The 23,559-nt window shown below is 62.8% G+C and carries 21 protein-coding genes; 8 read left to right on the forward strand and 13 right to left on the reverse strand.

Annotation, left to right across the window (positions count from 1 at the left end; genetic code table 11):
* Nucleotides 1-59 precede the first annotated feature (59 nt).
* The 3 genes from B0G38_RS21180 to B0G38_RS21190 all read right to left on the reverse strand — a co-directional run bounded on the left by B0G38_RS21180 (nucleotide 60) and on the right by B0G38_RS21190 (nucleotide 2,894).
* Nucleotides 60-1,043, reverse strand: a complete 984-nt coding sequence (locus tag B0G38_RS21180) for a GntP family permease (protein WP_264671289.1) — start codon at nucleotides 1,041-1,043, stop codon at nucleotides 60-62.
* Between the two features lie 119 nt (nucleotides 1,044-1,162).
* Nucleotides 1,163-2,035, reverse strand: a complete 873-nt coding sequence (locus B0G38_RS21185) for a fumarylacetoacetate hydrolase family protein (RefSeq protein WP_264671290.1) — start codon at nucleotides 2,033-2,035, stop codon at nucleotides 1,163-1,165.
* A gap of 175 nt (nucleotides 2,036-2,210) precedes the next feature.
* A complete protein-coding gene (locus B0G38_RS21190; RefSeq protein WP_264671291.1) occupies nucleotides 2,211-2,894 on the reverse strand; it encodes a GntR family transcriptional regulator in 684 nt (227 codons plus the stop codon).
* A gap of 469 nt (nucleotides 2,895-3,363) precedes the next feature.
* Between B0G38_RS21190 and B0G38_RS21195 the strand changes: the two genes are divergently transcribed.
* From B0G38_RS21195 to allB, 3 genes are read left to right on the forward strand one after another with little or no spacing between them, the layout of a single operon-like run.
* Nucleotides 3,364-4,848 carry an NCS1 family nucleobase:cation symporter-1 gene (locus B0G38_RS21195; protein WP_264671292.1) on the forward strand — a complete coding sequence of 495 codons (1,485 nt, stop codon included), beginning with the start codon at nucleotides 3,364-3,366 and terminating at the stop codon, nucleotides 4,846-4,848.
* 34 nt (nucleotides 4,849-4,882) lie between these two features.
* Nucleotides 4,883-5,629, forward strand: a complete 747-nt coding sequence (locus B0G38_RS21200) for an aspartate/glutamate racemase family protein (protein WP_264671293.1) — start codon at nucleotides 4,883-4,885, stop codon at nucleotides 5,627-5,629.
* A gap of 36 nt (nucleotides 5,630-5,665) precedes the next feature.
* Nucleotides 5,666-7,048 carry an allantoinase AllB gene (gene allB, locus B0G38_RS21205; protein ID WP_264671294.1) on the forward strand — a complete coding sequence of 461 codons (1,383 nt, stop codon included), beginning with the start codon at nucleotides 5,666-5,668 and terminating at the stop codon, nucleotides 7,046-7,048.
* A gap of 210 nt (nucleotides 7,049-7,258) precedes the next feature.
* On the opposite strand, the gene B0G38_RS21210 is transcribed toward allB, so the two are convergent.
* The 3 genes from B0G38_RS21210 to B0G38_RS21220 all read right to left on the reverse strand — a co-directional run bounded on the left by B0G38_RS21210 (nucleotide 7,259) and on the right by B0G38_RS21220 (nucleotide 9,707).
* Nucleotides 7,259-7,531, reverse strand: coding sequence for a type II toxin-antitoxin system Phd/YefM family antitoxin (locus B0G38_RS21210; RefSeq protein WP_264671295.1), 273 nt, complete (start codon nucleotides 7,529-7,531; stop codon nucleotides 7,259-7,261).
* Nucleotides 7,532-7,607: 76 nt separating this feature from the next.
* Nucleotides 7,608-8,048 carry a type II toxin-antitoxin system Phd/YefM family antitoxin gene (locus B0G38_RS21215; RefSeq protein ID WP_264671296.1) on the reverse strand — a complete coding sequence of 147 codons (441 nt, stop codon included), beginning with the start codon at nucleotides 8,046-8,048 and terminating at the stop codon, nucleotides 7,608-7,610.
* A gap of 741 nt (nucleotides 8,049-8,789) precedes the next feature.
* On the reverse strand, nucleotides 8,790-9,707 hold the full coding sequence (locus B0G38_RS21220) for an Ltp family lipoprotein (protein ID WP_264671297.1): 918 nt from the start codon (nucleotides 9,705-9,707) through the stop codon (nucleotides 8,790-8,792).
* Nucleotides 9,708-10,368: 661 nt separating this feature from the next.
* Between B0G38_RS21220 and B0G38_RS21225 the strand changes: the two genes are divergently transcribed.
* Nucleotides 10,369-10,518 (forward strand): hypothetical protein, encoded by a 150-nt coding sequence (locus B0G38_RS21225; RefSeq protein WP_264671298.1) that lies wholly within the window; start codon nucleotides 10,369-10,371, stop codon nucleotides 10,516-10,518.
* 4 nt (nucleotides 10,519-10,522) lie between these two features.
* On the opposite strand, the gene B0G38_RS21230 is transcribed toward B0G38_RS21225, so the two are convergent.
* The 5 genes from B0G38_RS21230 to B0G38_RS21250 all read right to left on the reverse strand — a co-directional run bounded on the left by B0G38_RS21230 (nucleotide 10,523) and on the right by B0G38_RS21250 (nucleotide 16,920).
* The gene (locus B0G38_RS21230; RefSeq protein ID WP_264671299.1) at nucleotides 10,523-11,932 is read right to left on the reverse strand and encodes a DHA2 family efflux MFS transporter permease subunit; all 1,410 of its coding nucleotides are present in this window, start codon (nucleotides 11,930-11,932) and stop codon (nucleotides 10,523-10,525) included.
* A 133-nt stretch (nucleotides 11,933-12,065) separates the two neighbouring features.
* The gene (locus B0G38_RS21235; protein ID WP_264671300.1) at nucleotides 12,066-13,403 is read right to left on the reverse strand and encodes an MFS transporter; all 1,338 of its coding nucleotides are present in this window, start codon (nucleotides 13,401-13,403) and stop codon (nucleotides 12,066-12,068) included.
* A 35-nt stretch (nucleotides 13,404-13,438) separates the two neighbouring features.
* On the reverse strand, nucleotides 13,439-14,038 hold the full coding sequence (gene leuD / locus B0G38_RS21240; protein ID WP_264671301.1) for a 3-isopropylmalate dehydratase small subunit: 600 nt from the start codon (nucleotides 14,036-14,038) through the stop codon (nucleotides 13,439-13,441).
* Between the two features lie 16 nt (nucleotides 14,039-14,054).
* Nucleotides 14,055-15,455, reverse strand: coding sequence for a 3-isopropylmalate dehydratase large subunit (gene leuC / locus B0G38_RS21245; protein WP_264671302.1), 1,401 nt, complete (start codon nucleotides 15,453-15,455; stop codon nucleotides 14,055-14,057).
* Nucleotides 15,456-15,558: 103 nt separating this feature from the next.
* On the reverse strand, nucleotides 15,559-16,920 hold the full coding sequence (locus tag B0G38_RS21250) for an SLC13 family permease (RefSeq protein WP_264671303.1): 1,362 nt from the start codon (nucleotides 16,918-16,920) through the stop codon (nucleotides 15,559-15,561).
* A gap of 139 nt (nucleotides 16,921-17,059) precedes the next feature.
* Between B0G38_RS21250 and B0G38_RS21255 the strand changes: the two genes are divergently transcribed.
* Nucleotides 17,060-17,725 carry a GntR family transcriptional regulator gene (locus B0G38_RS21255; protein ID WP_264671304.1) on the forward strand — a complete coding sequence of 222 codons (666 nt, stop codon included), beginning with the start codon at nucleotides 17,060-17,062 and terminating at the stop codon, nucleotides 17,723-17,725.
* A gap of 69 nt (nucleotides 17,726-17,794) precedes the next feature.
* On the opposite strand, the gene B0G38_RS21260 is transcribed toward B0G38_RS21255, so the two are convergent.
* Nucleotides 17,795-18,580, reverse strand: coding sequence for an IclR family transcriptional regulator (locus B0G38_RS21260; protein WP_264671305.1), 786 nt, complete (start codon nucleotides 18,578-18,580; stop codon nucleotides 17,795-17,797).
* Between the two features lie 188 nt (nucleotides 18,581-18,768).
* Here B0G38_RS21260 and B0G38_RS21265 point away from each other — a divergent pair, with 188 nt between their 5' ends.
* Together B0G38_RS21265 and B0G38_RS21270 are read left to right on the forward strand one after the other, a co-directional pair.
* A complete protein-coding gene (locus B0G38_RS21265) occupies nucleotides 18,769-19,587 on the forward strand; it encodes a maleate cis-trans isomerase family protein (RefSeq protein WP_264671306.1) in 819 nt (272 codons plus the stop codon).
* 12 nt (nucleotides 19,588-19,599) lie between these two features.
* Nucleotides 19,600-20,976 (forward strand): SLC13 family permease, encoded by a 1,377-nt coding sequence (locus B0G38_RS21270; protein WP_264671307.1) that lies wholly within the window; start codon nucleotides 19,600-19,602, stop codon nucleotides 20,974-20,976.
* Between the two features lie 71 nt (nucleotides 20,977-21,047).
* Here the strand turns inward: B0G38_RS21270 and B0G38_RS21275 are convergent, their stop codons facing one another.
* Nucleotides 21,048-21,674: a flavin reductase family protein gene (locus B0G38_RS21275; protein ID WP_264671308.1), complete on the reverse strand. Its 627-nt coding sequence runs from the start codon at nucleotides 21,672-21,674 to the stop codon at nucleotides 21,048-21,050.
* 140 nt (nucleotides 21,675-21,814) lie between these two features.
* Between B0G38_RS21275 and B0G38_RS21280 the strand changes: the two genes are divergently transcribed.
* The gene (locus tag B0G38_RS21280) at nucleotides 21,815-23,524 is read left to right on the forward strand and encodes a flavin-containing monooxygenase (RefSeq protein WP_264671309.1); all 1,710 of its coding nucleotides are present in this window, start codon (nucleotides 21,815-21,817) and stop codon (nucleotides 23,522-23,524) included.
* Nucleotides 23,525-23,559 lie beyond the last annotated feature (35 nt).

Raw genomic sequence — 23,559 nt, forward strand, 5'->3', positions numbered from 1 at the left:
ATCCATACCCACGATTCTTCCAGCCACCGATCCCGGAACCCGGTAATTCACCCGGCGTTTTAAACCACCGGCCGGCTAATGACCCACGCTCCTAGGGACCCGCCGATGCCGGTGATGAGCAGGATCTCGCCGGTGGTGTGGAAGCCTTCACTCATTGCCGTGTCCGTGCCCTTCGAGCCCAGAGTGCGCCGGCAAAGCACGTAGGCACCGAGCAGGCCGACGAAGAGCGCGAAGTTGGCGTCACCGAGGAAAGTGATGAAGTCGTTGGAGAACCCGAACAGCTCCGCGAAGGCGCCAAAGGCGATCATTACCAGCGGTACGAGAATAGGCAGCAAGCAGACGAACAGCGGGGGAGTCCTGGCGTCCTTTTCGACCAGTTCGGTGGTCTCCAGTTCGACCATCGCCTTATCGACTTCTTCGTCCTTATCCGGTTTCCAGTAACGGCCACGCAGGAGCCAGCGGAAGATCAAGGTTGTCACGATCGCGGTCAACGGTCCCAGCACGAGGCCGTAGACCAGCCAGAGACCCAATGGAATGTCCATCAGGCCCGCGATGGAGACTGCAGCGAGTCCCGGGATCACGAAGACGTAGCCGGCGAAGATCCCGGTCCCGAGCGCACCGGCCATATGCGGTAAACCGGTCCGGCCGATAAGGGGCCCGCTCGAGCGGGCCACCGGAGAGGCCAGCACAACCTGCACGTCGACGTAAATCGAGGGGAAGATTGTCGACATCGCCGCGGTCAACGCGTACGGGAGCCGGCGCGCACCGACACCGTTGACGAGCATCGTCACCATCTTCCCGAAGGCGCCGATCGCATGGAGCATCGCCCCGATGAGCACCCCGAAGCCGATGAGCAGGCCAACCTCGCCCATGATTTCCCCGAAACCGGTGGCGATCGCCACGATCGTCCCCGTGAAACCGACGCCGGTGGCGAGGCCGAGGTAGAGCGAGCCGATGATCAGCGAGATCACCGGGTCGACTTTGACCTTGATGATGAGCAGGATGATGACGATGATGGCTATCGCGGTGTGAAGGGCAATCATGGCCTGCTCCTGCCGTTACGCGGAATGGCGAGGTCTACCCGGCACCGTCGCCAGATAGGCCCCACACTCTGGCCCTCAGTTCATACGCAGAGGTCGGCAGTGTCAAGGAATCAAACGAGTTAGTTCTTCGGGACAACCAACTCGTGCTGGTGCACTTTGGACTCCTGCTCGCCTAGGATGCCACCGGCAAGCTTTAGGGTGTCGCCCTCCTGCAGGTAGGGGAAGCGTCCGGACATGGCCACGCCCTCGGGGGTGCCGGTGTTAATGAGATCACCGGGTTCGAGCACCATGTACTGGGACAGCCGGTAAACCAGTTCGACGGCGTCGAAAACCATGTCCGTGGTGGAGTTGTCCTGCCGTGGATTGCCGTTGACCCAGGTCTGCAGGCGCACGCCGGCATCACCGGCCGCGTGGACTTCCGCCGCAGGGACAAGCCACGGCCCGATGGGTGTGAACGTGGGGCAGGACTTGCCCAATGTCCACTGCACACCAGAGTGCTCCAGTTGGAACTCGCGCTCCGAGATGTCGTTGGCCAGCACGTAGCCCGCAATGCAGGCAGCCGCGTCGGCCGGGGATGCGAGGTAGCTGGCGCGCCGGCCAATCACCACACCCAGCTCCACCTCCCAGTCCACCTTTTCCGCGCGGGGCGGGATGACGACGTCGTCGTTTGGCCCGATCACCGTGTTGGGGTGCTTGTAGAAGACGATGGGCCGCTCGGGAATGGGGTTGCCGGATTCGGCGGCGTGGCCGGCGTAGTTCAGTCCGATGCCGAGCACGGCGCCGGGTCGGGCAATCGGCGCGCCGACGCGCAGGCCGGCGGTATCAAAGGGTGCCAAGGCCTCGAGCGGCAGCTCGTCCAGCCGGTGCGCCCAGCTTTCTAGGAACGCCCCGTCGATATCGGCGGTGACCGGCCGCAGGTCGTACACCTGCCCCTCCGTGGAGACGAAGACGGGTACTTCCTGTCCGGCTTCGCCGATGCGCATAACTTTCATGCGGGGGTCCTTTCGCTGTGGTCTGGGATCCGCGCCGGGCAACCGAACCGAGCCGGCATGCCGTCTGCAAGAAGTGAGCCGCTTACGTCATGTTTCATGATGTGGAAACTAATTCTCGCTACGCGGTAGGGCGACTTTATCCAGCGTCGGGTGGCGCGTCAAGTTTTCGGGAGCTTCAGGGGTTCTGCCGTTGCTGTTCCTGCAGGGCCCTGCGGTAATCGTCGGGGAACTGATCGTGGTACTTCTCAACATGGTGTGCGGACTGCGCGGCCGCCTGCTCCGGATCGCCGCTGGCAATGGCTGCCCAGAGTTCGCGGTGTTCCTCGATCAGTTCGGGCAGGTCGGTGGCGTAGCGGAGCAGCCAGTTCATCCGCCCCTGCAAGGGTTCCAGGGCGGTCCGCAGGAAGTCATTGTCCGCAATCCGGGTGATTTCCTGGTGGAACCCGCTGTTGGTGCGGAGGGCTTCAAGCAGCGAGCCTTTGGCGAGATGGCGTTCGGCGTCGTCCAGGTAGCCCTTCAGGCGGTCCAGGTCTTCAGGGGTTGCGCGGACCGACGCGAGCCTGCAGGCGAGCACTTCCAGGGAGTGCCGGACGGCAAAGAGGTCTTCGACGTCCTTTTCGCTCAGGCTGCTCACCTCGGCGCCGCGCGCCCCGCGGTCGCTCACGAGGCCTTCCTGGCGGAGCATCCGCAGTGCCTCGCGGACCGGAAGGCGGGAGACGTGGAACTCGGCGGCGAGGTCGCGTTCCACCAGCGGGGTGCCGGGCACATAGCGGCCTTCGAAAATCCTCGAACGGATCGCATCGCGCACAGTATGCCGAAGCGGCTTGTCCTTTTCGGGGGTTCCACCTGTGCGACTCATCGTTTTCTCCATTCGATCTCCAGAACCACAACGCGGGCCCTAGCGGTTGGGGTGGGAATCCAACCTCCCGACCGCAGAAAAGTCTTTGGGATACCGAGTTGGGATCCCAAAATCATAGTGCTGCCGCTGATCGCGGTCAAACAAATCGTGGGCCTTCCTGCACACACCGAGCGGCGGCCCCGGGGAGCGATCAAGCGAACAGTGACGGCGGTCGTCGCCTTCCGTCCGGAGCCCCCTTTTCCGTCGTGCGCACCACCGCTGTGCCCCTAGCCGGCAGCGGGCTCGATCCGCTTCTCGCCTTGAACCGCGGCCGTTTTGGGCTTTCTTCGCATACCAACGCCGTGATCCCGCGGCAGCCCGTGAATGGGGCATTGACTGAGGCCTCCGGTTCCTTGACTGTGATTGGTGTCACCCCTAATCTTATTTCAATTCCTGAAAACTCTTTTCCACATTATGAAAACAGGTAGAAATGACTGCTCTCCAGGACCAGAGGTCAACGTCGACCGCACTGCCCCTGAGCCCGCGCCTTTACAACAAGGATCTGGCACCCACCAAAAAGGCCGGGCGCCGCTGGACGGCCTACAATATTTTCACGTTGTGGGCCAATGACGTCCACAGCCTCGGCAACTACGCCTTCGCCATCGGACTCTTCGCCCTCGGCTTGGGAGCGTGGCAGATCCTGCTGGCATTCCTTGTCGGCGCAGTCCTGCTCTTCCTGCTCCTGAGCCTCTCGGGCTTCATGGGGGAGAAGACGGGTGTTCCCTTCCCGGTCATGAGCCGCATTGCCTTCGGTATCCACGGCGCCCAGCTTGCCGCCGTCACCCGTGGCGGGGTGGCCATCGCCTGGTTCGGTGTCCAGACCTACCTGGCCTCCGTGGTCCTGCGGGTGATGCTGACGGCAATGTTCCCCGGACTGGCACCGCTGGACACCAATAACTTCCTCGGCATGTCCACCCTCGGCTGGATCTCCTTCGTGGCGCTCTGGATCCTGCAGGTCATCATTGTCAGCTTCGGCATGGAAATGATCCGCAAGTACGAGGCCTTCGCCGGCCCGGTCATCCTCGTCACCATGCTCGCCATCGCGGTCTGGATGTTCATCGAGGCCGGCGGCTCCATCGCCCTCTCCACCAACGAGAGCCTGACCGGCGGCGAGATGTGGCGGCAGATCTTCGTGGGCGGCGCCCTCTGGATCGCCATCTACGGCACGTTCGTTCTGAACTTCTGCGACTTCACCCGCTCGGCCACCAGCAAGAAGGCCATCACCCGCGGCAACTTCGTCGGCATCCCGCTAAACATGCTCTTCTTCGGCGCCATCGTCGTCGTACTTGCCGGCGCGCAGTTCAAGATCAACGGTCAGATCATCGAGAGCCCGTCCGACATCGTGCAGACCATCCCCAACACCTTCTTCCTGGTGCTGGCCTGCCTCGCGCTGCTTGTACTCACCGTGGCCGTGAACCTGATGGCCAACTTCGTGGCACCGATCTACATGTTCACCAACCTCTTCCCGCGCCGCCTGAACTTCCGCTCGGCCGCCATTGTCAGCGCGGTCATCGGCCTGGTCATCCTGCCTTGGAACCTCTACAACAACCCCGTGGTCATCGTGTACTTCCTGGGCGGCCTCGGCGCCATCCTCGGCCCGATCTTCGGCGTCATCATGGCGGACTACTGGATCATCCGGAAGGCGCAGATCAACGTCCCGCACCTGTACACCGAGGCCGCCACCGGCGAGTACCACTACAAGCACGGCGTCAACCCGCGGGCCATCATCGCCCTGGTTCCGGCCTCCGTCATCGCCATCATCCTGGCCTTGGCTCCCGCCTTCAGCGCCGTCGCCGGGTTCTCCTGGTTCTTCGGCGCCGGACTGGCCGCGGTGTTCTACCTGATCGTGGCCGACCGCAAGGCACGCTTCCGCGACGTCGACGGCGAAGCACTCGCCGTGGCCAGCGTTCACTAACAACGACCAATCCCTATCCAGCAGGAGAATTACTGTGCGCATCCTCGTCGTGAATGTGAACACCACCGAGTCCATGACCGAAGCCATCGGGCAGCAGGCAGCCGCCGTGGCCTCGCCGGGCACCGAGATCGTCGCGCTGACTCCGCTCTTCGGCGCGGACTCGGTCGAGGGCAACTATGAAAGCTACCTGGCCGCCATCGCCGTGATGGAAACGGTCCGCAACTACCCGGAACCGTTCGACGCCGTCATCCAGGCCGGCTACGGCGAACACGGCCGCGAGGGGCTCCAGGAAATCCTGGACGTCCCGGTCGTGGATATCACCGAAGCCGCCGCCAGCACCGCGCAGTTCCTCGGCCACAAGTACTCCGTGGTGACCACCCTGGACCGCACCGTCCCGCTGATCGAGGACCGGCTCAAGCTGGCCGGACTCGACGCCCGCTGCGCCTCCGTCCGCGCCAGCGGCATGGCCGTCCTCGATCTGGAAATGGATCCGGACGCGGCCGTCAACGCCATCGTTGCGGAAGCCGCCATCGCCGTCGAGCAGGACAAAGCCGAAGTCATCTGCCTCGGCTGCGGCGGCATGGCCGGCCTCGCCGAGCGCGTGGTCGAGCGGACCGGCGTGCCCGTTGTCGACGGCGTTGCTGCCGCCGTCACAATCGCGGAATCTTTGGTTCGGATGGGACTAACGACGTCGAAAATCCGCACCTATGCGCCCCCGCGGCCTAAAACCTTCAAGAACTGGCCGCTGAGCTCCGTCCCGGTGCTCGCCGGCCAAGCCTAATTAGAAACCCACTACTCACAGGATTGCAGAACCACCATGACAGAAACCATCAGCCGTCCCGCCTCCGCACCCACCGGCACCGCCACTGACTATGACCTGGTCATCCGCGGCAACCGGATCATGACCACCGCCGGCGAAGTCGCCCGCGAAGTCGGCATCCGGGACGGAAAGATCGTCGCCATCGAGCCCCTGGGCAACAACTTGGAAGGCGCAGAGGTCATCGAGCTCTCCGCCGAGGAAGTCCTGCTCCCGGGGCTCGTGGACACGCACGTCCACGTCAACGAGCCCGGCCGCACCGAATGGGAAGGCTTCGCCTCCGCCACCCGTGCAGCTGCCGCCGGCGGCGTCACCACCATCATCGACATGCCGCTGAACTCCATTCCGCCGACCGTCAACGTGGACGCGCTCGAGCAGAAGCGGGCGGCGGCACGCGAGCAGGCCTTCGTGGACGTCGGCTTCTGGGGCGGCGCCATCCCCGGCAACCAGGGCGACCTGCGCGGCCTGCATGATGAGGGCGTCTTCGGCTTCAAGTGCTTCCTGCTCCACTCCGGTGTGGATGAATTCCCGCACCTGGAAGCGGACGAGATGGAATCGGACATGGCGGTCCTGAAGACCTTCGACTCCATCATGATCGTGCACGCGGAGGACTCGCGCGCCATCGACCGCGCGCCCACCGCCGAGGGCGACCACTACGACAAGTTCCTCGCCTCCCGCCCCCGCGGTGCCGAGAACGTCGCCATCGCCGAGGTCATCGAACGCGCCCGCTGGACCGGCGCCCGCGCCCACGTGCTGCACCTGTCCTCCTCGGACGCGCTGCCGATGATTGCTTCTGCAAAGCGCGACGGCGTCCGCATCACCGCCGAGACCTGCCCGCACTACCTCACGCTCATCGCCGAGGAAATCCCCAACGGCGCCACCGCGTACAAGTGCTGCCCGCCCATCCGCGAGGCCGGCAACCGCGAACTGCTGTGGGAGGGCCTGCTGGACGGAACGATCGACTGCATCGTCTCGGACCACTCGCCCAGCACGCTGGACCTGAAGGACCTGGAGAACGGTGACTTCGCCGTCGCCTGGGGCGGTGTCTCCTCGCTCCAGCTCGGCCTGTCGCTGATCTGGACCGAAGCCCGCCGCCGCGGCATCGCCCTGGACAAGGTCATCGACTGGATGTCCACCAAGCCGGCCGCGCTTGCAGGACTGAACTCCAAGGGCAAGCTCGCGCTAGGGTACGACGCCGACCTGTCCATCTTCGCGCCGGACGAGTCCTACGTGGTGGATCCGGCCAAGCTCCACCACAAGAACCCCATCACCGCCTACGCGCAGAAGCCGCTCTCCGGCGTGGTCCGTAAGACCTACCTGCGCGGACAGCAGATCGACAGCCAGACCCCGGCCGGACAGTTGCTCCGCCGCGGCATGGCCTGACCCAACCAACCGGGGCGGCGGCCGCACATCGAAGTGTGGCCGCCGCCCCGACATCACGAAAGGCAGCAAGTCACATGAGCAGCTCCACGGCGGGTACTCTGATCAACACGTTTGCAGTCGGCGACGACGCTGCGAGCTGTGAAGATTCCGTTTGCCTCTACTGCAACGGTCCGGAGACGGACTGATCCTGCAGTCGCCCCGGTGAAAGGATCAGCGGTCCCCGCGGAGATCGTCGAGTATGTCCTCGCTGCTTTCATCCAATCGGGTTCTGACGAGCAAAGTGAAGTCCACTGGTGCCGTAGACGCGGCAGGACGAACGGCACCCCCGAGCAGCAACCGTTCAAAGGGTGAGGACGACGGCGGGATAAGCGTCGCCGCCACCTCACCCTTGATTGTCACGCCGATGATCTCCCCGCTTCTGACGCGCTCAAGGATCTTGCGGCTCTCCTGGCGAAGCTGACGATGGGAAATGGTAGTCATCATTGACACCTCCTTCGCTGGCGCCCTGTGCGGGTTGAGCATGGATGAATTTTCGGTCGGTCAGTCGGGGAGCTGGCGTCTAAGGACGCTCAACGTTGATCGGCTCTTCCAGCCAGATCAAATCTCTCCCGTCGGCCCTATACCCATCAGCTACAGCCTCGGCCGTTGCCTTCCAAGAACTAATCAGGATGACAAGGCGGTCATAGCGGCCGAGGGACGCGCAGCCCCGTGTCGTATCGATGACTTCACTGGCAAACGTCTCCTGATCCTTACGATCGAGAAACACTAGCCATGGAAACGGGACATGAAGTCGGGAGACAAAATCACCCTCGCCCAAATGCGCAGCGATCAGGGCCGAGGCAAGGCGCAAGCCTTTGCGATCTTGCTCGATAGCACTCGCACGGGAGACCAGAAGAGACTCCTTGCCCTGGCGGGTGATGATGACATCTCCCTCGTCGATATGTGCAAGGACTTCCTTGGGTCGACGATAAAGGTCTGTAATGGTGGCTGTGACAGTCATTGTCGGGCTTCTTTTCCACTGATGACTCTCGTCATGGAATATTGATCTGATTTGTATCTGACTGAGATTCCCACCTTATGTGACGCGAGCCCGTTAATGAAGGCTCGCGAGTTGAACCTGGGTTTGAAGGAACGTCCTGGTTGGGTCCCGTGTAGGAGTCCGGTGACTATGTGAGTTTCGTGTCCGAGAATGGGCGCAGTAAGAAATTCACCAGTAAGGGCACCTAGGCATACCCCCGAACAGGTCATCGCGAAGGTCCGGCAGGGCCAGAAAATGCCCAACGAAGGACGGCCCCTCATCTAAGTCGTCAGCATTTTCGGGTCCCTGGCCCAGGACGAGACCAGACCCCACCGGACCGTTTCCGGAACGCAGATCGTTCACCGGTCTCCGGATCCAGCCGCTCGAGGACTAAGCGCACCTTCTGGGTCGGGGCGACATTTCAGGAGCGTCGCAGGTGAGTGCCTGCCGCCTCATTGGCCCGGAATGCCGAGACCAGGTCTCCGGTGGCCTTCGACATCGCGTAACGTCCGCACAAGGGACTGATTCTGCAGCTATTGGAGTGTGCCGACCAACCGGTGCTGGTTAAACGGCGAGGACGCCGGATCAACTCGATGATCGCGGCGGCCTGGCCGATGACCGTTTCTCCCCAGAACGGTCGCGGTGCGGATGGCTCGGGTATTACAGCTGCTCAGCTCCAGCGAGCGTCGGCTTCGACACCACCAGGAGAGCTCATACAGACCGCTATAGACCCGTCTGGCTCACTCCGTACTCGGCCTGCTCCGGGGTGAAGCCCTCGAAGATCAGCTGGTCGTACAGCCCGCCGCGAGAGAAGGAAGTGTAGTCGAGGTAGTCCTTGGCTTTGTTGGCAGCCTGCTCGTTCCAATCGACTGTCACGCGGTCTACTGCCCAAGTCGCATCCTCGGTCGAAAATTCCTCGAACTCCAGTTGACCGATCAGACCGGTGCGCGAGAATGCGGTGTAGTCGAGGTAATCAGAGGCTTTCCGCAGAGCATTCTGCTGGCTGATTGTCCCGGCATTGGCCTTGGCGGCAGCATCCGTCTCAGCTTTCTCCTTGGCCGCGGCATCAGCTTCAGCCTTGGCGGCAGCGTCCGCCTCAGCTTTTTCCTTGGCAGCAGCATCCGCCTCAGCCTTAGCGGCTGCGTCCTCTTCAGCTTTCGCCTCCGCAGCGGCCTCAGCCTCGGCGTCTGCCTGAGCTTCAGCAGCGGCAGGATCCTCCGTTGGCTCTGCCGCGGTAGCAACAGCGGAGCTTTCCGGAGCGGAAACGGCCGAGACGGACGCTGTGGGGGCCGACTCGCCACGGGTGGCGTTGAAAATGATACTCAGGAGGATGAAAACACCTGTGACGATCCAGGCCATTTTCTTGTGCTTGTCGTAACCCTCCAGCGGAAGGCCCCGCTTATCGCGGGTCTTGTTCGCCAGAACGAGAATGAGGTCGACGAGAGCCCATACGCCCAGACCGCCGAAGGTGACCAGCTTGAGGACACCGGTTCCGATTTTGCCCAGATAGAACCGGTCCACGCCCAAAACGCCGAGGAGGAGGGAGAGCAACCAAGTCACAAGGAACGATTTATTGCTCAGCTGTGGCTGTCCATAGCCGTGGGTTGGAGGATATGGCGCAGTGTAGGGGTTTTGGCTCATGAGAGTCCTTCCAGAGGACACTTGACCGACGTGCGATGCGAAGTGTGCGAGGTGGGTGCGGTGATGGACGCGCATAGAGGGAACTCAGCATGGAGCGCGGGCCGCGAAGGCGGTTGATTGCGCCAGCAGACAGTTAAAAACAACATCGCTTCCCCCAATAGCGACACGGGCGCAGATGCCCGTAAACGTCTGTTACAGCTTAAACGATACATGCATGCAAATCAATCAAATTGGAAGTGACTTTTCAGGCGTCGAGGCTGCTTACCTTCCATATATCCGCGCCTAGTTGAAGAGACACCATGTAGTGCGGACACGTGAGCAGTTACAACCGGTTCAACATGGCCTGCTACTTACCGTCGAACCTTTCAGGAGTCAACAGGCCTCGGACGCGGAAGGGTGCCAGTCCGGCAGTCTCATCGGCCACAAATATGCGCCTTGACCGACTACGTGTGACCCACGCTTAGGCTACAGATGATTTATGCGAAGGCAGCCATCCGGTCAGTCTTGCTAACGGGGCTCGATCAGTCCCCACCTCCGACGTCCCACCGTTCAGGTTTCCTAACCGGTACCCGTCGAAAACCGTCGCTGTACCTGACGCGAGGTCACCGGCATGCTGGACTATGGAAGCAGCACCCAATTCAAAGGCTAGAAAGGCACCCGCATGAGCAACTCAACGGCGAGTACTCTGATTACCACTTCGGCGGCCAGCAACGGTCCGGCCCGGTTCTTCAACGCTGACGCCATCGGTCCGTACGACGCAACCTGCGAAGACTCCACCTGCCTCTACTGCAACGGCCCTGAGACGGACTAAATACCTACTCGTTGACTGATCCGGCCTCTGCCGGAAGGTTGCGGATACCCCACGCCGAGACGAGGCCTCCGGCGATGGCGAAGATGGCGACGACCACGAGTACCCTGCGGAAGCCGTCGCCGTCGAGCACGGCCCCAAGAATGACACCGGCGAATGCCACCGCGATCAGCCCGGCGATGCGTGAGACTGCGTTGTTGATGGCGGATCCGATTCCGCTCTCGCCAGGACCTACAGCGGAAAGGATGGCGGAGGTCAGCGGGGCGACGGTGATGGCAAGGCCCAGCCCGCATACGAGCAGACCGGGCAGCAGTTGCGTCCAGAAGACCACCGGGATTCGCGCGGCCGTCATCATCAAATAACCGGTACCGATCACGAGCGGACCCACCGCCATAAAGATACGCGGGCCGAACCTCCCTGCCAGGCCGCCGAAGGTGCCGGACAACAGCAGCATCAATATGGCCACGGGGATGGTGGCCAGCCCGGCTTGGGTTGCGGAGAACCCGGCGACCTGCTGAAGGAACAGGACTAGCACCAGCATGCCCAACGACAACGCGGCGTAGATGAACGCCGTGGAGACGTTGCCGATGCCGAAGTTGCGGATCCGGAACAACCGCAGCGGCATCATCGGATGCGCCGTGCGGTTTTCCCACCAGAGGAAGACTGCGAAGGAGATAACTCCCAAGGCCAGGGAACCGGCGACACCGGGATGGCTCCAGCCAAGCCGTTGCTGCTCGATCAGCGCGAAGACCATGCCGCCCAAGCCGACCGCGGCCAGCGCGGCGCCGACCACATCCAGCGGGGGCCGCGTCTGCGCGGAAGGCTTTCCCTTGAGCCGGCCGAGAATCACCAGGGTGACGGCAATGGGGAGCACATTGATGGCGAAGATCCAGCGCCAGGTAAACAGGTCAACCAGGAGCCCGCCGAGCAATGGCCCCGCGATGGCAGAGGTACCTGTCCAGCCGGCCCATAACCCGATGGCTCGGCCCTGGGCTGCATCCCTGTAGGAGGACATGATCAGCGCCAGGGAGCTGGGCACAAGCAAGGCGCCGCCGAGACCTTGGACGGCACGCGCTGTAATCAGCACGCCGCCGGTCGGCGCAAGCGCGCAGGCCAGGGATGCCAAGCCGAACAGGACCAGGCCCAGCCGGAGTATGCGGACCCTGCCGAACCCGTCGGACAAGGAGCCTGCAATGAGGATGAGGGCGCCGAGGGTCAGAAGGTAAGAATCGACAACCCACTGCTGCAGGGCCAGCCCACCGCCCAGATCGTCCGTCATTGCAGGCAGCGCAACGTTGATAATCGCGCCGTCCAGGAATGCCACGAACGAAGCCAGGATCGCGACCCACAGCACCGGACGGAGCGCAGGATCGAGGCGGACGGCTGCCTTGCGCTCCGTGCGGGAACGCCTGTTCATTCCTGCCTCGCTTTCGGACCCACTACCGGAGCCGCGGCCGGGATGGCGCGGCAAAGCGCTGCTCCAACTCTAGCGAGGATTCACGACGACGACGCGTTCGGGCCTGCGTTATGGACCACGCCCGTGGCCAGACTTAGTTGCTTCGGCAAGCACCGCGTTCTCCGTGCACGAGCCCGTGATTGGGCTCATCTGCTGCCTGAACAGATATTGCGGTAGGGGTGGACAACTGCTTTTCCAGCCGGTGTGCAAGGAGCGCGGCACCTGCGCCCATCGCTGCGAGAATGGCGGCGGAAGTCCAGGCGACGGTGGGGCCGAAGCCGGCGAGCACGATGCCAAATGCAAGTGGACCAAGGGAGCCGCCGATGTATGTCCCGCTTTGCGCGATGCCTGTTGCGCGGGCGGTGAAGGGGTGGGACCGGTGCGAGACGACGTAGTGCACGAGGCCGTTCCATCCCCAGCCAAAGCCGAAGGCAAAGATGCAGCCGGCGGCGAACGCGATTTGATTTCCCGAAGCGATGGCCAGCAATCCCACGCATCCCATGGACATCATGATGGCAACGGTCCCCATCGAACCGCCGATTCCCCTGTCCGCAGCCATCCCGACCAGCGGCCGCGTCAGGCACCCCGCCGCGCTGCCCACGCCGAGCAGGAGTCCTGCCGTCGCGACGTCGAAACCTGCCTGGGTTGCCGAGATGACTGTAAAGGCGCCCAGTGCGTTGGCCTGGGCCGAGCCCATGGCGGCGGCGATGGCGGTGACAATCAGGAAAGACTTCAGCTTGCGGGGCAACGGACCTGCTGACGGTCCTGCGGACCGCTGCGATTGGGCGGCCGCTGGCTGGGCCCGCCGTTTTGCGGGAACAAGGCCGATCAGTACAGGTACCAGCAGGAGCGCAAAGGCAGCGCCGATGGTGAAAGTCCATTTCCAGCCGACCGTCAGCGCGAGGACGGGTACCGAGAGGCCCGCGATCAGGGTTGCTGCGGGGACGGCTGCCTGTTTGAGGCCGAAGGCGAAGGCGCGGTTCCTGACGGCAACCTGGTCAACAATCAGTCCGTTGGACGGCGGATGCCCGAGGGCATTGGCCACGCCGCCCACTGCGAGCCAGACGAACAGCCATGCCCAATGCGGGGTAGCGAAGGCGATGCCTGAGAGCGCGGCAAGTCCGCCGACCACGGCTACGAGCATGCCTTTCCGCGCCCCGAGCCGCTGCGCCACACGGCCGGCCGCCGGGGACAGCAGGGCGGAAACAGCCCAGAAGACGGCGACGCCGGCACCAAGAATTGCCGTGCTCATGCCCAGATCGTCTTCCAACTGCACCGCCAATCCGCCCACGAGGAACACGGGAAGTACGGCAACAATGGTGGTGGAAGCGGCCATTGCAGTGGCTAAGCGTCCCGGGTGCCGGCGCGGCGAGGGCATCGGGAGTGCGTGGTCTTCGCCCAGCAGATCGTCGGAGTCTGCAGCATTGCCCATGAAGTAATCCTCGAGGGGGAGTAGGGGAGGTTGTTCTAAGCGGACTGGAACCTGCAGTCGGGTAGGAACCCGGGCCGTCGCCTTTCGTACGCCTCGATCCGGTCGGCGTGCTGCTCGGTGAGGCTGATGTCGTCGTAGCCCATTTCCAGCCGCCATTTCACATAGGGATCGACGTCGAATTTGATGACGGACTCCGGCGTCGTAATCGTCTGGCTGGACAGATCAACCAGCAGATCCGTTTGCGGCTCCCGGTCAAGCAGATCCCAGAGACGATCGACGTCGTCCTCGGAGACTTGGACGGTGAGCAAACCTGCCTTGCCGGAATTGCCCCGGAAGATGTCCGCGAAGCGGGCCGAAACGACCACACGGATTCCATAGTCCAGAAGTCCCCATACCGCATGTTCGCGGGAGGAACCGATGCCGAAATCGGTGCCGGCCACGAGGATGGAACCGCCGCTGTACGGCGCGGTGTTGAGGATGAAATCCGGATCTTTGCGCCATTCTGCGAAGAGGGCGTCTTCGAAGCCGCTTCTGCTGACGCGTTTCAGGAACCGGGACGGAATGATCTGGTCGGTGTCGATATTGTTTCGGCGCAGGGGGATGCCTGTGCCGGTGTGGGTGGTGAACTTCTGCACGGCGGTGTCCTGTCGGCTAATTGAGGTCGGCGGGAGTGGAGATGGTGCCGCGGATGGCGGTGGCCGCAGCAACGGCGGGAGAGACCAGATGTGTCCGGCTGCCCAATCCTTGGCGCCCCTCGAAGTTGCGGTTCGAGGTGGAGGCGCAGCGTTCCCCGGGACCTACCTGGTCCGGGTTCATGCCCAGGCACATGGAACAGCCCGCGAAGCGCCATTCGGCTCCTGCGTCGGCGAACACCTGGTCCAGACCTTCTGCCTCGGCCTGCGCCTTGACCTTCATCGAACCGGGTACCACCAGCATCCGCATGCCAGGCTTGATCCGGCGACCATTGAGAACTCCGGCCGCCGTACGCAGATCCTCGATGCGGCCATTGGTGCAGGATCCCAGGAAGACCGTATCCACCGGCACGGACTTCATCGCCATTCCCGCTTCAAGACCCATGTAGGACAGCGCACGTTCTGCTGCCTTCCGCTCTCGTTCATCCTCGAAGTCCTTGGGAGACGGAATGGAACCGGTGATCGGAATGCCTTGACCGGGGTTGGTTCCCCACGTGACGTAGGGTGCGATGCTGCCGGCGTCGAGGGTGACTTCGGCATCGAATGTAGCGTCTGGATCTGTGGACAGGCTCAGCCAAAGGGCTTCAGCTTCGTCCCAGGCCTCGCCCTGCGGTGATTTTAGCCGGCCCTTCAGATAGTCCAAAGTGGTGCGGTCGGGCGAGATCAAACCTGCCCGGGCACCGGCTTCGATCGACATGTTGCACATGGTCATGCGGGCTTCCATCGACATTTTCTCGACGGCGCTTCCGCGGTATTCCAGTACATAGCCCTGGCCGCCGCCCGTTCCAATTTGGGCGATCAGGGCCAGGATGACGTCCTTTGAACTGGTACCCGGCGGCAGCTCGCCCTCAATGTTGACGGCCATGGTTTTGAACGGAGCAGCTGGCAGCGTCTGTGTTGCCAGGACATGCTCCGCTTCGCTGGTGCCGATGCCGAAGGCCAGCGCGCCGAACGCTCCGTGTGTGGAGGTGTGGGAGTCGCCGCAGACTATGGTCATGCCCGGCTGAGTGAGGCCAAGCTGGGGGCCGACCACGTGGACGATCCCTTGTTCCTCGCCTCCCATCTTGAAAAGCTCGACGCCGAACTCTGCACAGTTGCGGCGCAGGGTCTGTACCTGCAGGGCCGAGATCGGGTCGTCGATGGGCTTATCCAGGCCGCTGGTCGGTACGTTGTGGTCTTCCATCGCAAGGGTCAGCTCGGGCCGGCGCACCATGCGGCCTGCGTTGCGCAGTCCCTCGAAGGCCTGGGGGCTGGTCACTTCGTTGACCAGATGCAGGTCGATGTACAGGAGGTCAGGCGAGCCATCCTCATGGTGCACAATGTGGTTGTTCCAGACTTTTTCAGCGAGGGTGAATCCCATTGGTTCTTCCTGTTGACGGGTGTAGATGACAGCTGGATCTCCGGGTCGGGGTGGTCCGCCACCCCGGCCCGGAGAACCGCGGATCGAGGCCCCGCGTTCCGGGCTAGAGCCAGCCGGGAACGAGCACGGTCAGCCAGGCCAGACCCGGCCCGACGGCGACGACGATGCCGGCGTAGACGAGCATCTGGCGGTAGAACTTTTCCCGGTCCCGGTCATCGACGTTGGCCAGGACAAGGGCGCCGTTGGTCGAGAAGGGGCTGACGTCCACCACGGTGGCAGCGATTGCAAGGGCTACGACAAAGCCGATCGGCTCGATAGCCCCGGACTGGAGGAACGGCACAGCAAGCGCAATAGCGACGCCGATGATACCGACCGAGGATGCCATGGCGGAGGTGATGCCCGCCAAGTAGCAAAGCAAGAGAGCCGCGACGAGTGGAATGCCGATGGCGGCGATGCCGTTGCTCACGAACTCAATGGTCCCGGCAGTCTGGAGGACATTGACGTAGGTGAGGACGCCTGCCACGAGGATCACCGTGGACCAGCTCACCTTATTCATGGCCTCTTTGGCGGCCTTGGGGGAGAAGATGGCCAGCACGGAGGCGATGCTGAGCGACAGAACGCCGACGTCGATTCCGAACACGGCAGTACCGATGGCGAGGGCAGCCAGGCCCACGAGAGTCAGCTTCTGGTACGGAGTTGCCTTCGGCGCGACGGACGAGGGAGCCGGTGCCGGCGCCTTCGGCCGCGTCAGGAGGGCGGTGCCGCCCGTGCCGACGCCGGTTCCACCGGTTGAGGGCGCAGGTGATGTCGAGGATCCGCCGGCAGAGGTTCCTCCGACAACTTCCCCGTCTGCAGAAACGCGCAGTCCCTTAAGCTTGCGGCCACCCATGGTCAGGTAGACAATCACGCCGATAAGGGTGTTGAAGACCAGCGGGACAAGGAAGAGGGCGATGGGGCTGACCGGCAGCCCCTCCTTCTCAAGGTAGCCGTTGATGAAGGCGCCGTAGACGCTAATGGGGGAAAATGCCCCTGCCAGAGCGCCATGAACAACCATCATGCCCATCATGAGCTGGTTGATCTTGTAGCGGCGGGCAAAGGGAATGGCCAGGGGAGCCACAACGGCCACCGCGAAGAGCGCACCGACAGAGATCAGGACGGCGGAGAGAGCGAAGAAGATCCACGGGGCAGCAGCGACTTTGCCGCGTACCGCGCGCATGCTCCATTGCACCAGCAGATCGATACTGCCGTTTTGCTGGGCGAAGCCGAAGAGGAAGGTCAGTCCCATCAGGACGAGGAAGAGTTCCCCGGGGAAGCCGGCAACGACGTCGTCCGTAGTCATCCCGACGAGGGGGACGCCGACGGCGAAGGCGGCGACGAAAGCCAGTACGCCCATGTTGACCGAGCGGACAGTAGCGACCAAAAACAGGAGGGCCAGGACAATGATCGAGACAATTTCAGGAGTCATAGTTTTCCCTTGAATGTTCGGGATGTGAAATTGCATACATTGCATGCAATGCGGACAACCGTAGCATAAGATGTGATGCAGGACATAGCCCTGTTGTTCGTCTGCGGTGGGGCGCCGGAAGCTAGAGGAGATTCAGCCAGTGGCAACTACGACCAATGAAGGCGCAGTGGAGTTCATCCGTTCCGCCATCCTGCAGGGTGTTTATGCGCCAGGAGAACGGCTGAAGGAATTCGAAATCGCCGAGCGGACAGGCACCAGCCGCACGCCGGTACGCGAGGCATTCCGGGTGCTGGAAACCGAAGGCCTGATCGAACTACTGCCAGGCAGGGGAGCAAGAGTCCGGGTCTACAGTGCCGAAGACGTCGCCATCATCCACGAGATCCGCAGCGTTCTGGAAGGAAAGGTGGCGAAGCGTGCGGTCATGCATGTATCCAACAGCCACCTCGTGGCCCTCGAAGCCAGCTGCGACCGTTTGGAAGCGCTGCCCGCCGGTGCTGTCGCCGAATGCGACGAGGAAAACCAGTTCTTCCACGGGCTCATTTTTGATGTCGTGGGCAATGACCGTCTGACGCACATCGCCCGGCGCCAGCTCGAGGTGCCCCTGCCGTACAAGCAGGGCTACTGGGGCTCTGAAGAGGTGAAGCAGTCTTCCGTCACGGCCCATCGCGAGGTTTGCGCAGCTCTTCGTGCCGGAGACGGGGATGCAGCCGAGGACGCAATGCGCCGGCATGTGCTCGCCGCCGGCGCCGGATTGACGCAGGACAGCTCGAGCCCGGAGTCGGCCTTGGCGGCATCGGCCCGCTGACTAGCTGACTCCGCTTGCAGGCCAGGAGCCGCCACATTGCCGAAGAGGGCAGGGCCGTTCTCTTCTCCTTCAGGCAGGCTTCGGGTCGTAACCGAGGGCCTGGCTGGCAGCCTCGGCAGCCTTCGCTACCACCGGGCCTAACCGTCCGACATCGCCGGGTCCGATCCGCTGGGTGGGGAAGCCTAGCCCCAACGCCCCGGCCAGGTGCCCTGTGTGGTCGAAAACGGGTGCGCTGATTGAACCCACGTCGTCGTGGCGTTCGCCGAATGCTGCGGCATAGCCCCGTTCGCGTGTTTCCCGGCTCTGGCTGTCCAGTTTGTCCAGGCTGTCGGGGGTTGCTGATGTGAACTTGGCGAGCCCCGTCCCACTGATCGCGTCACGCGCTTCAGGATCATAAGCGAGGAAAACCTTCCCTGGGGCTCCAGCGTGAATCGGCATGACCTGGCCGACGAGGAACGGGCGCATCACCACATGGCGTGTCTCGGCCACCGCAACGATGGTGCGGAAGGCGCCGTCGCGGACGTAGAAGCAGGCGCTTTCCCCGGTTTCGTCACGGAGTTGCTGGAGTATGGGTTTGACCAGGCGAACGACGTCGAGTCCCAAGGTCCCGGGCGTTGCCCACCTCACCAAGCCGATCCCGATCCGATATCTGTCGCCGTCACGATCGAGGAATCCCTCGCGCACCATGTTCTGGACGAGCCGCTGACAGGTACTCGACGGCAGGCCCGTCTTGCGGATGATCTCCTGCAGTGTGGGTTCCGGTGCCTCGATGGAGAAGCAGTTCAAAATTTCCGTCACTTTGTGGAGCACCAGAATCGGCGCCGATCCCTTGTTGCTGTCCGCTGTCACGCTCATGTCCCTTGCCCCGCACAGTTCTCTGCCAAATGCTGGCCATCTTATCGCTCACAGTGCAAATGATTCTTCGAGCCCAGATCGGCGGCGATGGAATGTGACCCAGTTGACATCCATGTGGAGTAACCCGCATTATGGTTTCCGATCCCACGAAGTGGGTTTTTAAAAGTACTAGCAGCGTGGAGAAACCTGTGAGCACCCCTGACATCGCTTGTGAAACCGTTCCCGCCCCGAAGCAAAGCGGCCTGTCCCGCATCGGACTCATCGTTCCGAGCTCCAACACCACCATGGAGACCGAACTGCCCGAACTGTTCCGCCGGCAGACCGAAGCCACCGGCCACAAATACACGTTCCACTCCGCCCGCGCAGGCATGAAGAACGTGAACAGGGAAGAACTGCTGGCCATGGTGGGCAAGGCTGCGGATTGCGCCGCGGCTGTCTCCGACGCCGACGTGGATGCCATTGCCTACGCCTGCCTGGTTGCCGTGATGGCCCAGGGCGCCAACGCCCATGTCGATTCCGAATCGACCATTGCCCAGGCGGCAGAGGACAACGGGCACCCGGCAGCAGTCACCAGCAGCGCCGGCGCACTGGTCCGCACCCTGCAGGAGATGGGCGTCGAAAAGGTCGCCATGGTCACGCCTTACATGAAACCGCTGACCCAGATGGTCCGCGAATACATCGAGGGCGCAGGCATTACCGTTCTCGACGCCGTCAGCCTCGAAGTCGCCGACAACCTCGCCGTCGGCTGCCTGGATCCACAGAACCTGCCGGAGATCGCACGGAACCTGAAGCGCGACGGCGCCGACGCGATTGTGCTGTCTGCCTGCGTGCAAATGCCTTCGCTGCCGGCCGTGCAGGCCGTCGAAGACGAGCTCGGACTGCCGGTCGTCACCGCCGCGACGGCAACCGCCTACGAGATCCTCAAGTCACTGGGCCACACGCCCGCCATCACCGGTGCCGGCAGCCTGCTGTCAGGTGCAGGTGTCAAAGTCCCCGCACAGATCTAAACGGTATCCGCCATGTCATTGTCACTCATTGCATTCGCCGTCCTCATCGGCGCCTTCGCCATCGGCTCCTTCACCCGCATCAACGCCGGTCTCATCGCTACCGTTGCCGCCTTCGGCGTCGGGACCCTGGTGGCCGGTCTGCCGGTCAAGGACGTCATCGCGCAGTTCCCCGCGGGGCTCTTCTTTATCCTGGTCGGGGCAACACTGCTCTTCGCCATCGTCCGGATCAACGGAACCATCGACCTGCTGGCCTATTGGGCAGAACTGCTTGCGGGAAACAGGCGGTTCCTGGTCCCGGTCCTGATGTTCCTGCTGACCGCCGCCCTCGCATCAGCGGGTGCATTTACCCCGGCGGCCATCGCCATCGTTGCTCCGGTGGGGCTGGCGCTCGGGTCCAGATTCGGCATCAGCACCTTGTCGATGGGTCTTGTCATTGTCCAGGGCGCCAACGCCGGTGCCTTCTCGCCGGTGAACCCCTTCGGCGTTCTCGGCAACGTCATGCTCGACGACGCCGGCGCCGCACAGGATTCGCTCAAACTCTACGTGTACTGCTTCCTGTTCAATGCGGTACTGGCAGTCATCGCGTATCTGCTGATCGAAAGGATCATGAAGAAGCGCGCTGCCCGGGCGGGAGGCTCCGGATCGGAAACAAGCCTGACCTCTGCACCCGAGGATGCCGGGGCAACTGGAGGTACACTCCCGTCCGGATCGGGTACCGGAACTGCCGTCTTGACGGCACCGGCACCCACCGGCGTTGTGACCCCTGCGGCAGGACGTCCTGAAAAAGTTGCTGCAACGCCCATCCGGATCCTGACGCTGGCCGGAATCGGCGCACTGCTGGTCCTGACAACCGTCTTCGGGCTCGACGTCGGCGTAGCTTCCCTCGTTGTCGCCCTTGCCCTGATCGTCGTCAATCCCGGCGTGCAGAAGCCTGCCGTCGAGAGTATGCCGTGGTCGGCCATCATCCTGGTGACGGGCATCGTGACCTACGTGGGCATGCTGGAGGAAATGGGCGCCTTGGAAGAGCTCCAGGCGGGAATCGCCGGCCTCGGCAACAGCAGCGTTGCGGCCCTGATTACCAGCTACGTGGTCGGCATCGTCTCGGCCTTCGCTTCAACCACCGGCACACTGGGGGTCATCAGTCCCATCGTTACTCCTATCGCCATGGACCCGATGCTGACGCCCATCGGCGTTGTCACCGCAATTGCGATCAGCTCCTCGGTGGTGGATGTGAGCCCGATGTCCACCAGCGGTGCATTGCTGATGGCTAGTGCCCAGCCGAAGGACGAGCGCATGTTCTTCCGCGCACTGCTGCTGTGGGCCATCGCCATGATTGTGGTAGTGCCCCTGCTGGTGTGGTTCATCTTCGTCCAGCTCGGCATCGGTTAGGCCGTATAAGAAGCCACATAAAAAGGGGAGGGCGTCCGGGTCAGATCCGGACGCCCTTTCGCCGTCATATCTCAGAGTGCGGAGCCGGGACGGAAGTGCCCCGGCCAGTCCGCCTTGCGGATCCGCTTGATCTCCCGTACCTCGCCCATGGTTCCCCACTCGTCCAAGCCCAGCCGGGACAGCGGCGCGAGCTGGTCTATCCGCGGGTGCGTTCCATCCAAGACATCTGTTGTCACCACAGCATGAGTAACGACGCCGAAAACCAGCGTGCAGTCGCCCATCGGCATCAATTGGTGGAGCTTGCATTCCAACGCCACCGGCGATTCCTTTACCCGGGGCGGCTTCACCGTGAAGCTCGGCTCACGCGTCAGGCCCGCGGCGTCGAACTCGCTGACATCCGGCGGGAAGTTCGTTCCTGTCGCGTTGACCTCGGCCATCAAATGGGTGGGGGTCAGATGGACCACGAATTCCCCGGCGGCCCGGATATTGCGCAGCGAATCCTTTTCGCCCACGGACGTGAACTGGACAATCGGCGGATTTACGGAGGCAACCGTGAAGAACGAATGCGGTGCCAAATTGTCCACGCCCTCCGGCGATGTACTCGACACCCAGGCAATGGGCCGGGGGACCACCACAGCGGTCAACAAGCGGTAGAAATCGCGTGACGATATTTCTTCAGGGCTAAAGTCCGTTCGCATACCTACACGATAGCTACCGCATTTGAGGCTTCGTGCAGACCAGATCGGACTCCCGGTCACTGAGAATCTCCCTGTGGTGCTGGTCCCTAACTTCGGATAGTGGAGGCAAGTCATTCGACAGTCCCGCTGAAGGAGTCATCATGCAGAACGCTGCGCAAACCAGCCCACAAAAGTACGACGCAGTGGTAGTGGGCGCTGGCCTGGCCGGTGTTTACGCCCTTTACAAGCTGCGGATCCAAGGATTGTCGGTCCGGGTACTCGAGGCCGGCAGCGGAATCGGCGGCACCTGGTACCACAATCGCTATCCCGGTGCCCGGTGCGATATTGAATCGCTGGACTACTCCTACTCCTTCGACAATGAACTGCAGCAGGAATGGAGCTGGAGCGAACGGTATGCCTCGCAGCCGGAGATCCTGCGTTACATCAACCACGTGGCGGACCGGTTCGACCTGCGCAAGCACATCCAGTTGGATACCAAAGTCACTTCAGCAGTTTTCGACGAAGCTACGAACACGTGGACCATCGGCACCGACGCAGGTGAGCACTTCGAATCACGGTTCGCGGTGATGGCTACGGGCGTGTTGTCCGTTCCCCAGGTCCCGTCCACTACGGGTCTGGAGGACTTCCAAGGAGAGTGGTATCACTCAGGGGACTGGCCGCATGAGGGCGTGGACGTTCGCGGCAAGCGTGTCGGTGTGATCGGCACGGGCTCGTCAGGAACGCAGATGATTCCCATTCTGGCGGACCAGGCCGATGAACTGCTGGTATTCCAACGGACGCCCAACTTCTGCATGCCCGCCCAGAACTATCCGGTCAAGCCGGAAGTGGAACAGGAATGGAAGGCCACCTATCCGGAGCGCCGCGCGTTCGCGCGGCAGTCCGGCTTCGGGCACAACCAAGTCACTAACCCGAAGTCCGGCAAGGAAGTTTCGGTGGCGGAACGGCTGGCTGAACTGGAGAACCGCTGGGACCTGGGCGGGCTGTATATGATGCGCGCGTTCAAGGACATTCTGGTGGACAAGGAAGTCAATGACGAGGCCTCCGAGTTTGTCCGGGGGAAGATCCGCAGCATCGTTGCCGACCCGCGAACCGCTGAGGCTCTTTCCCCTCGCCACCTGCCGATCGGTACCAAGCGGTTGTGCTCCGGCACCGGCTACTACGAGACGTTCAACCGGGAGAATGTCACGCTGGTCAACGTCAAGGAGTCGCCGATCGATCGGATTACCGCCACAGGAGTGCGTACCGCGGACGCTGATTACGACGTCGATATCCTGGTCTTTGCTACCGGTTTCGATGCGATGACCGGCGCCCTGAACCGGCTCAATCCGGTGGGTCGGGACGGACGCCAGTTGCGCGACCATTGGGCCGCCGGACCGCAGACCTATCTCGGCCTGACCGTTAGTGGGTTCCCCAACATGTTCATCATCGCCGGCCCGGGCAGCCCCTCGGTGTTCAGCAACATGGTCACGTCCATCGAGCAGCACGTGGAGTGGATCGCGGACGCCATCGCCCATCTGGACGGCAACGGGTTGGACACCATCGAGGCCAGCCCGGGAGCGGAGACCGAATGGGTCCGGCACGTGAACGAGGTGGCCAACAAAACCCTTTACCGCGAGTCGAAGGCAACGTGGTTCTACGGCGCCAACATTCCGGGCAAGCCGGTGGTTTTCATGCCGTACGTCGGTGGCGTAGGCAATTATTGGAACCGGATTACCGCTCTGGCTCAGGCCGGATACACCGGCTTTCTGCTCGACGGCACGGAGAGCGGATCCGAACCCACTGAGCCCGTCGAGCTCGCCGACCCGGTCCACGCGGCAGGGCAGGAGGAAAAGGCGGCAGCTCGTGCCTAGCCAGGCACCGCCGTCGTTGTTTGTAGCGAGGAAGT

The organism is Crystallibacter permensis, from assembly GCF_025960875.1.
GTDB classification, from domain to species: domain Bacteria; phylum Actinomycetota; class Actinomycetes; order Actinomycetales; family Micrococcaceae; genus Crystallibacter; species Crystallibacter permensis.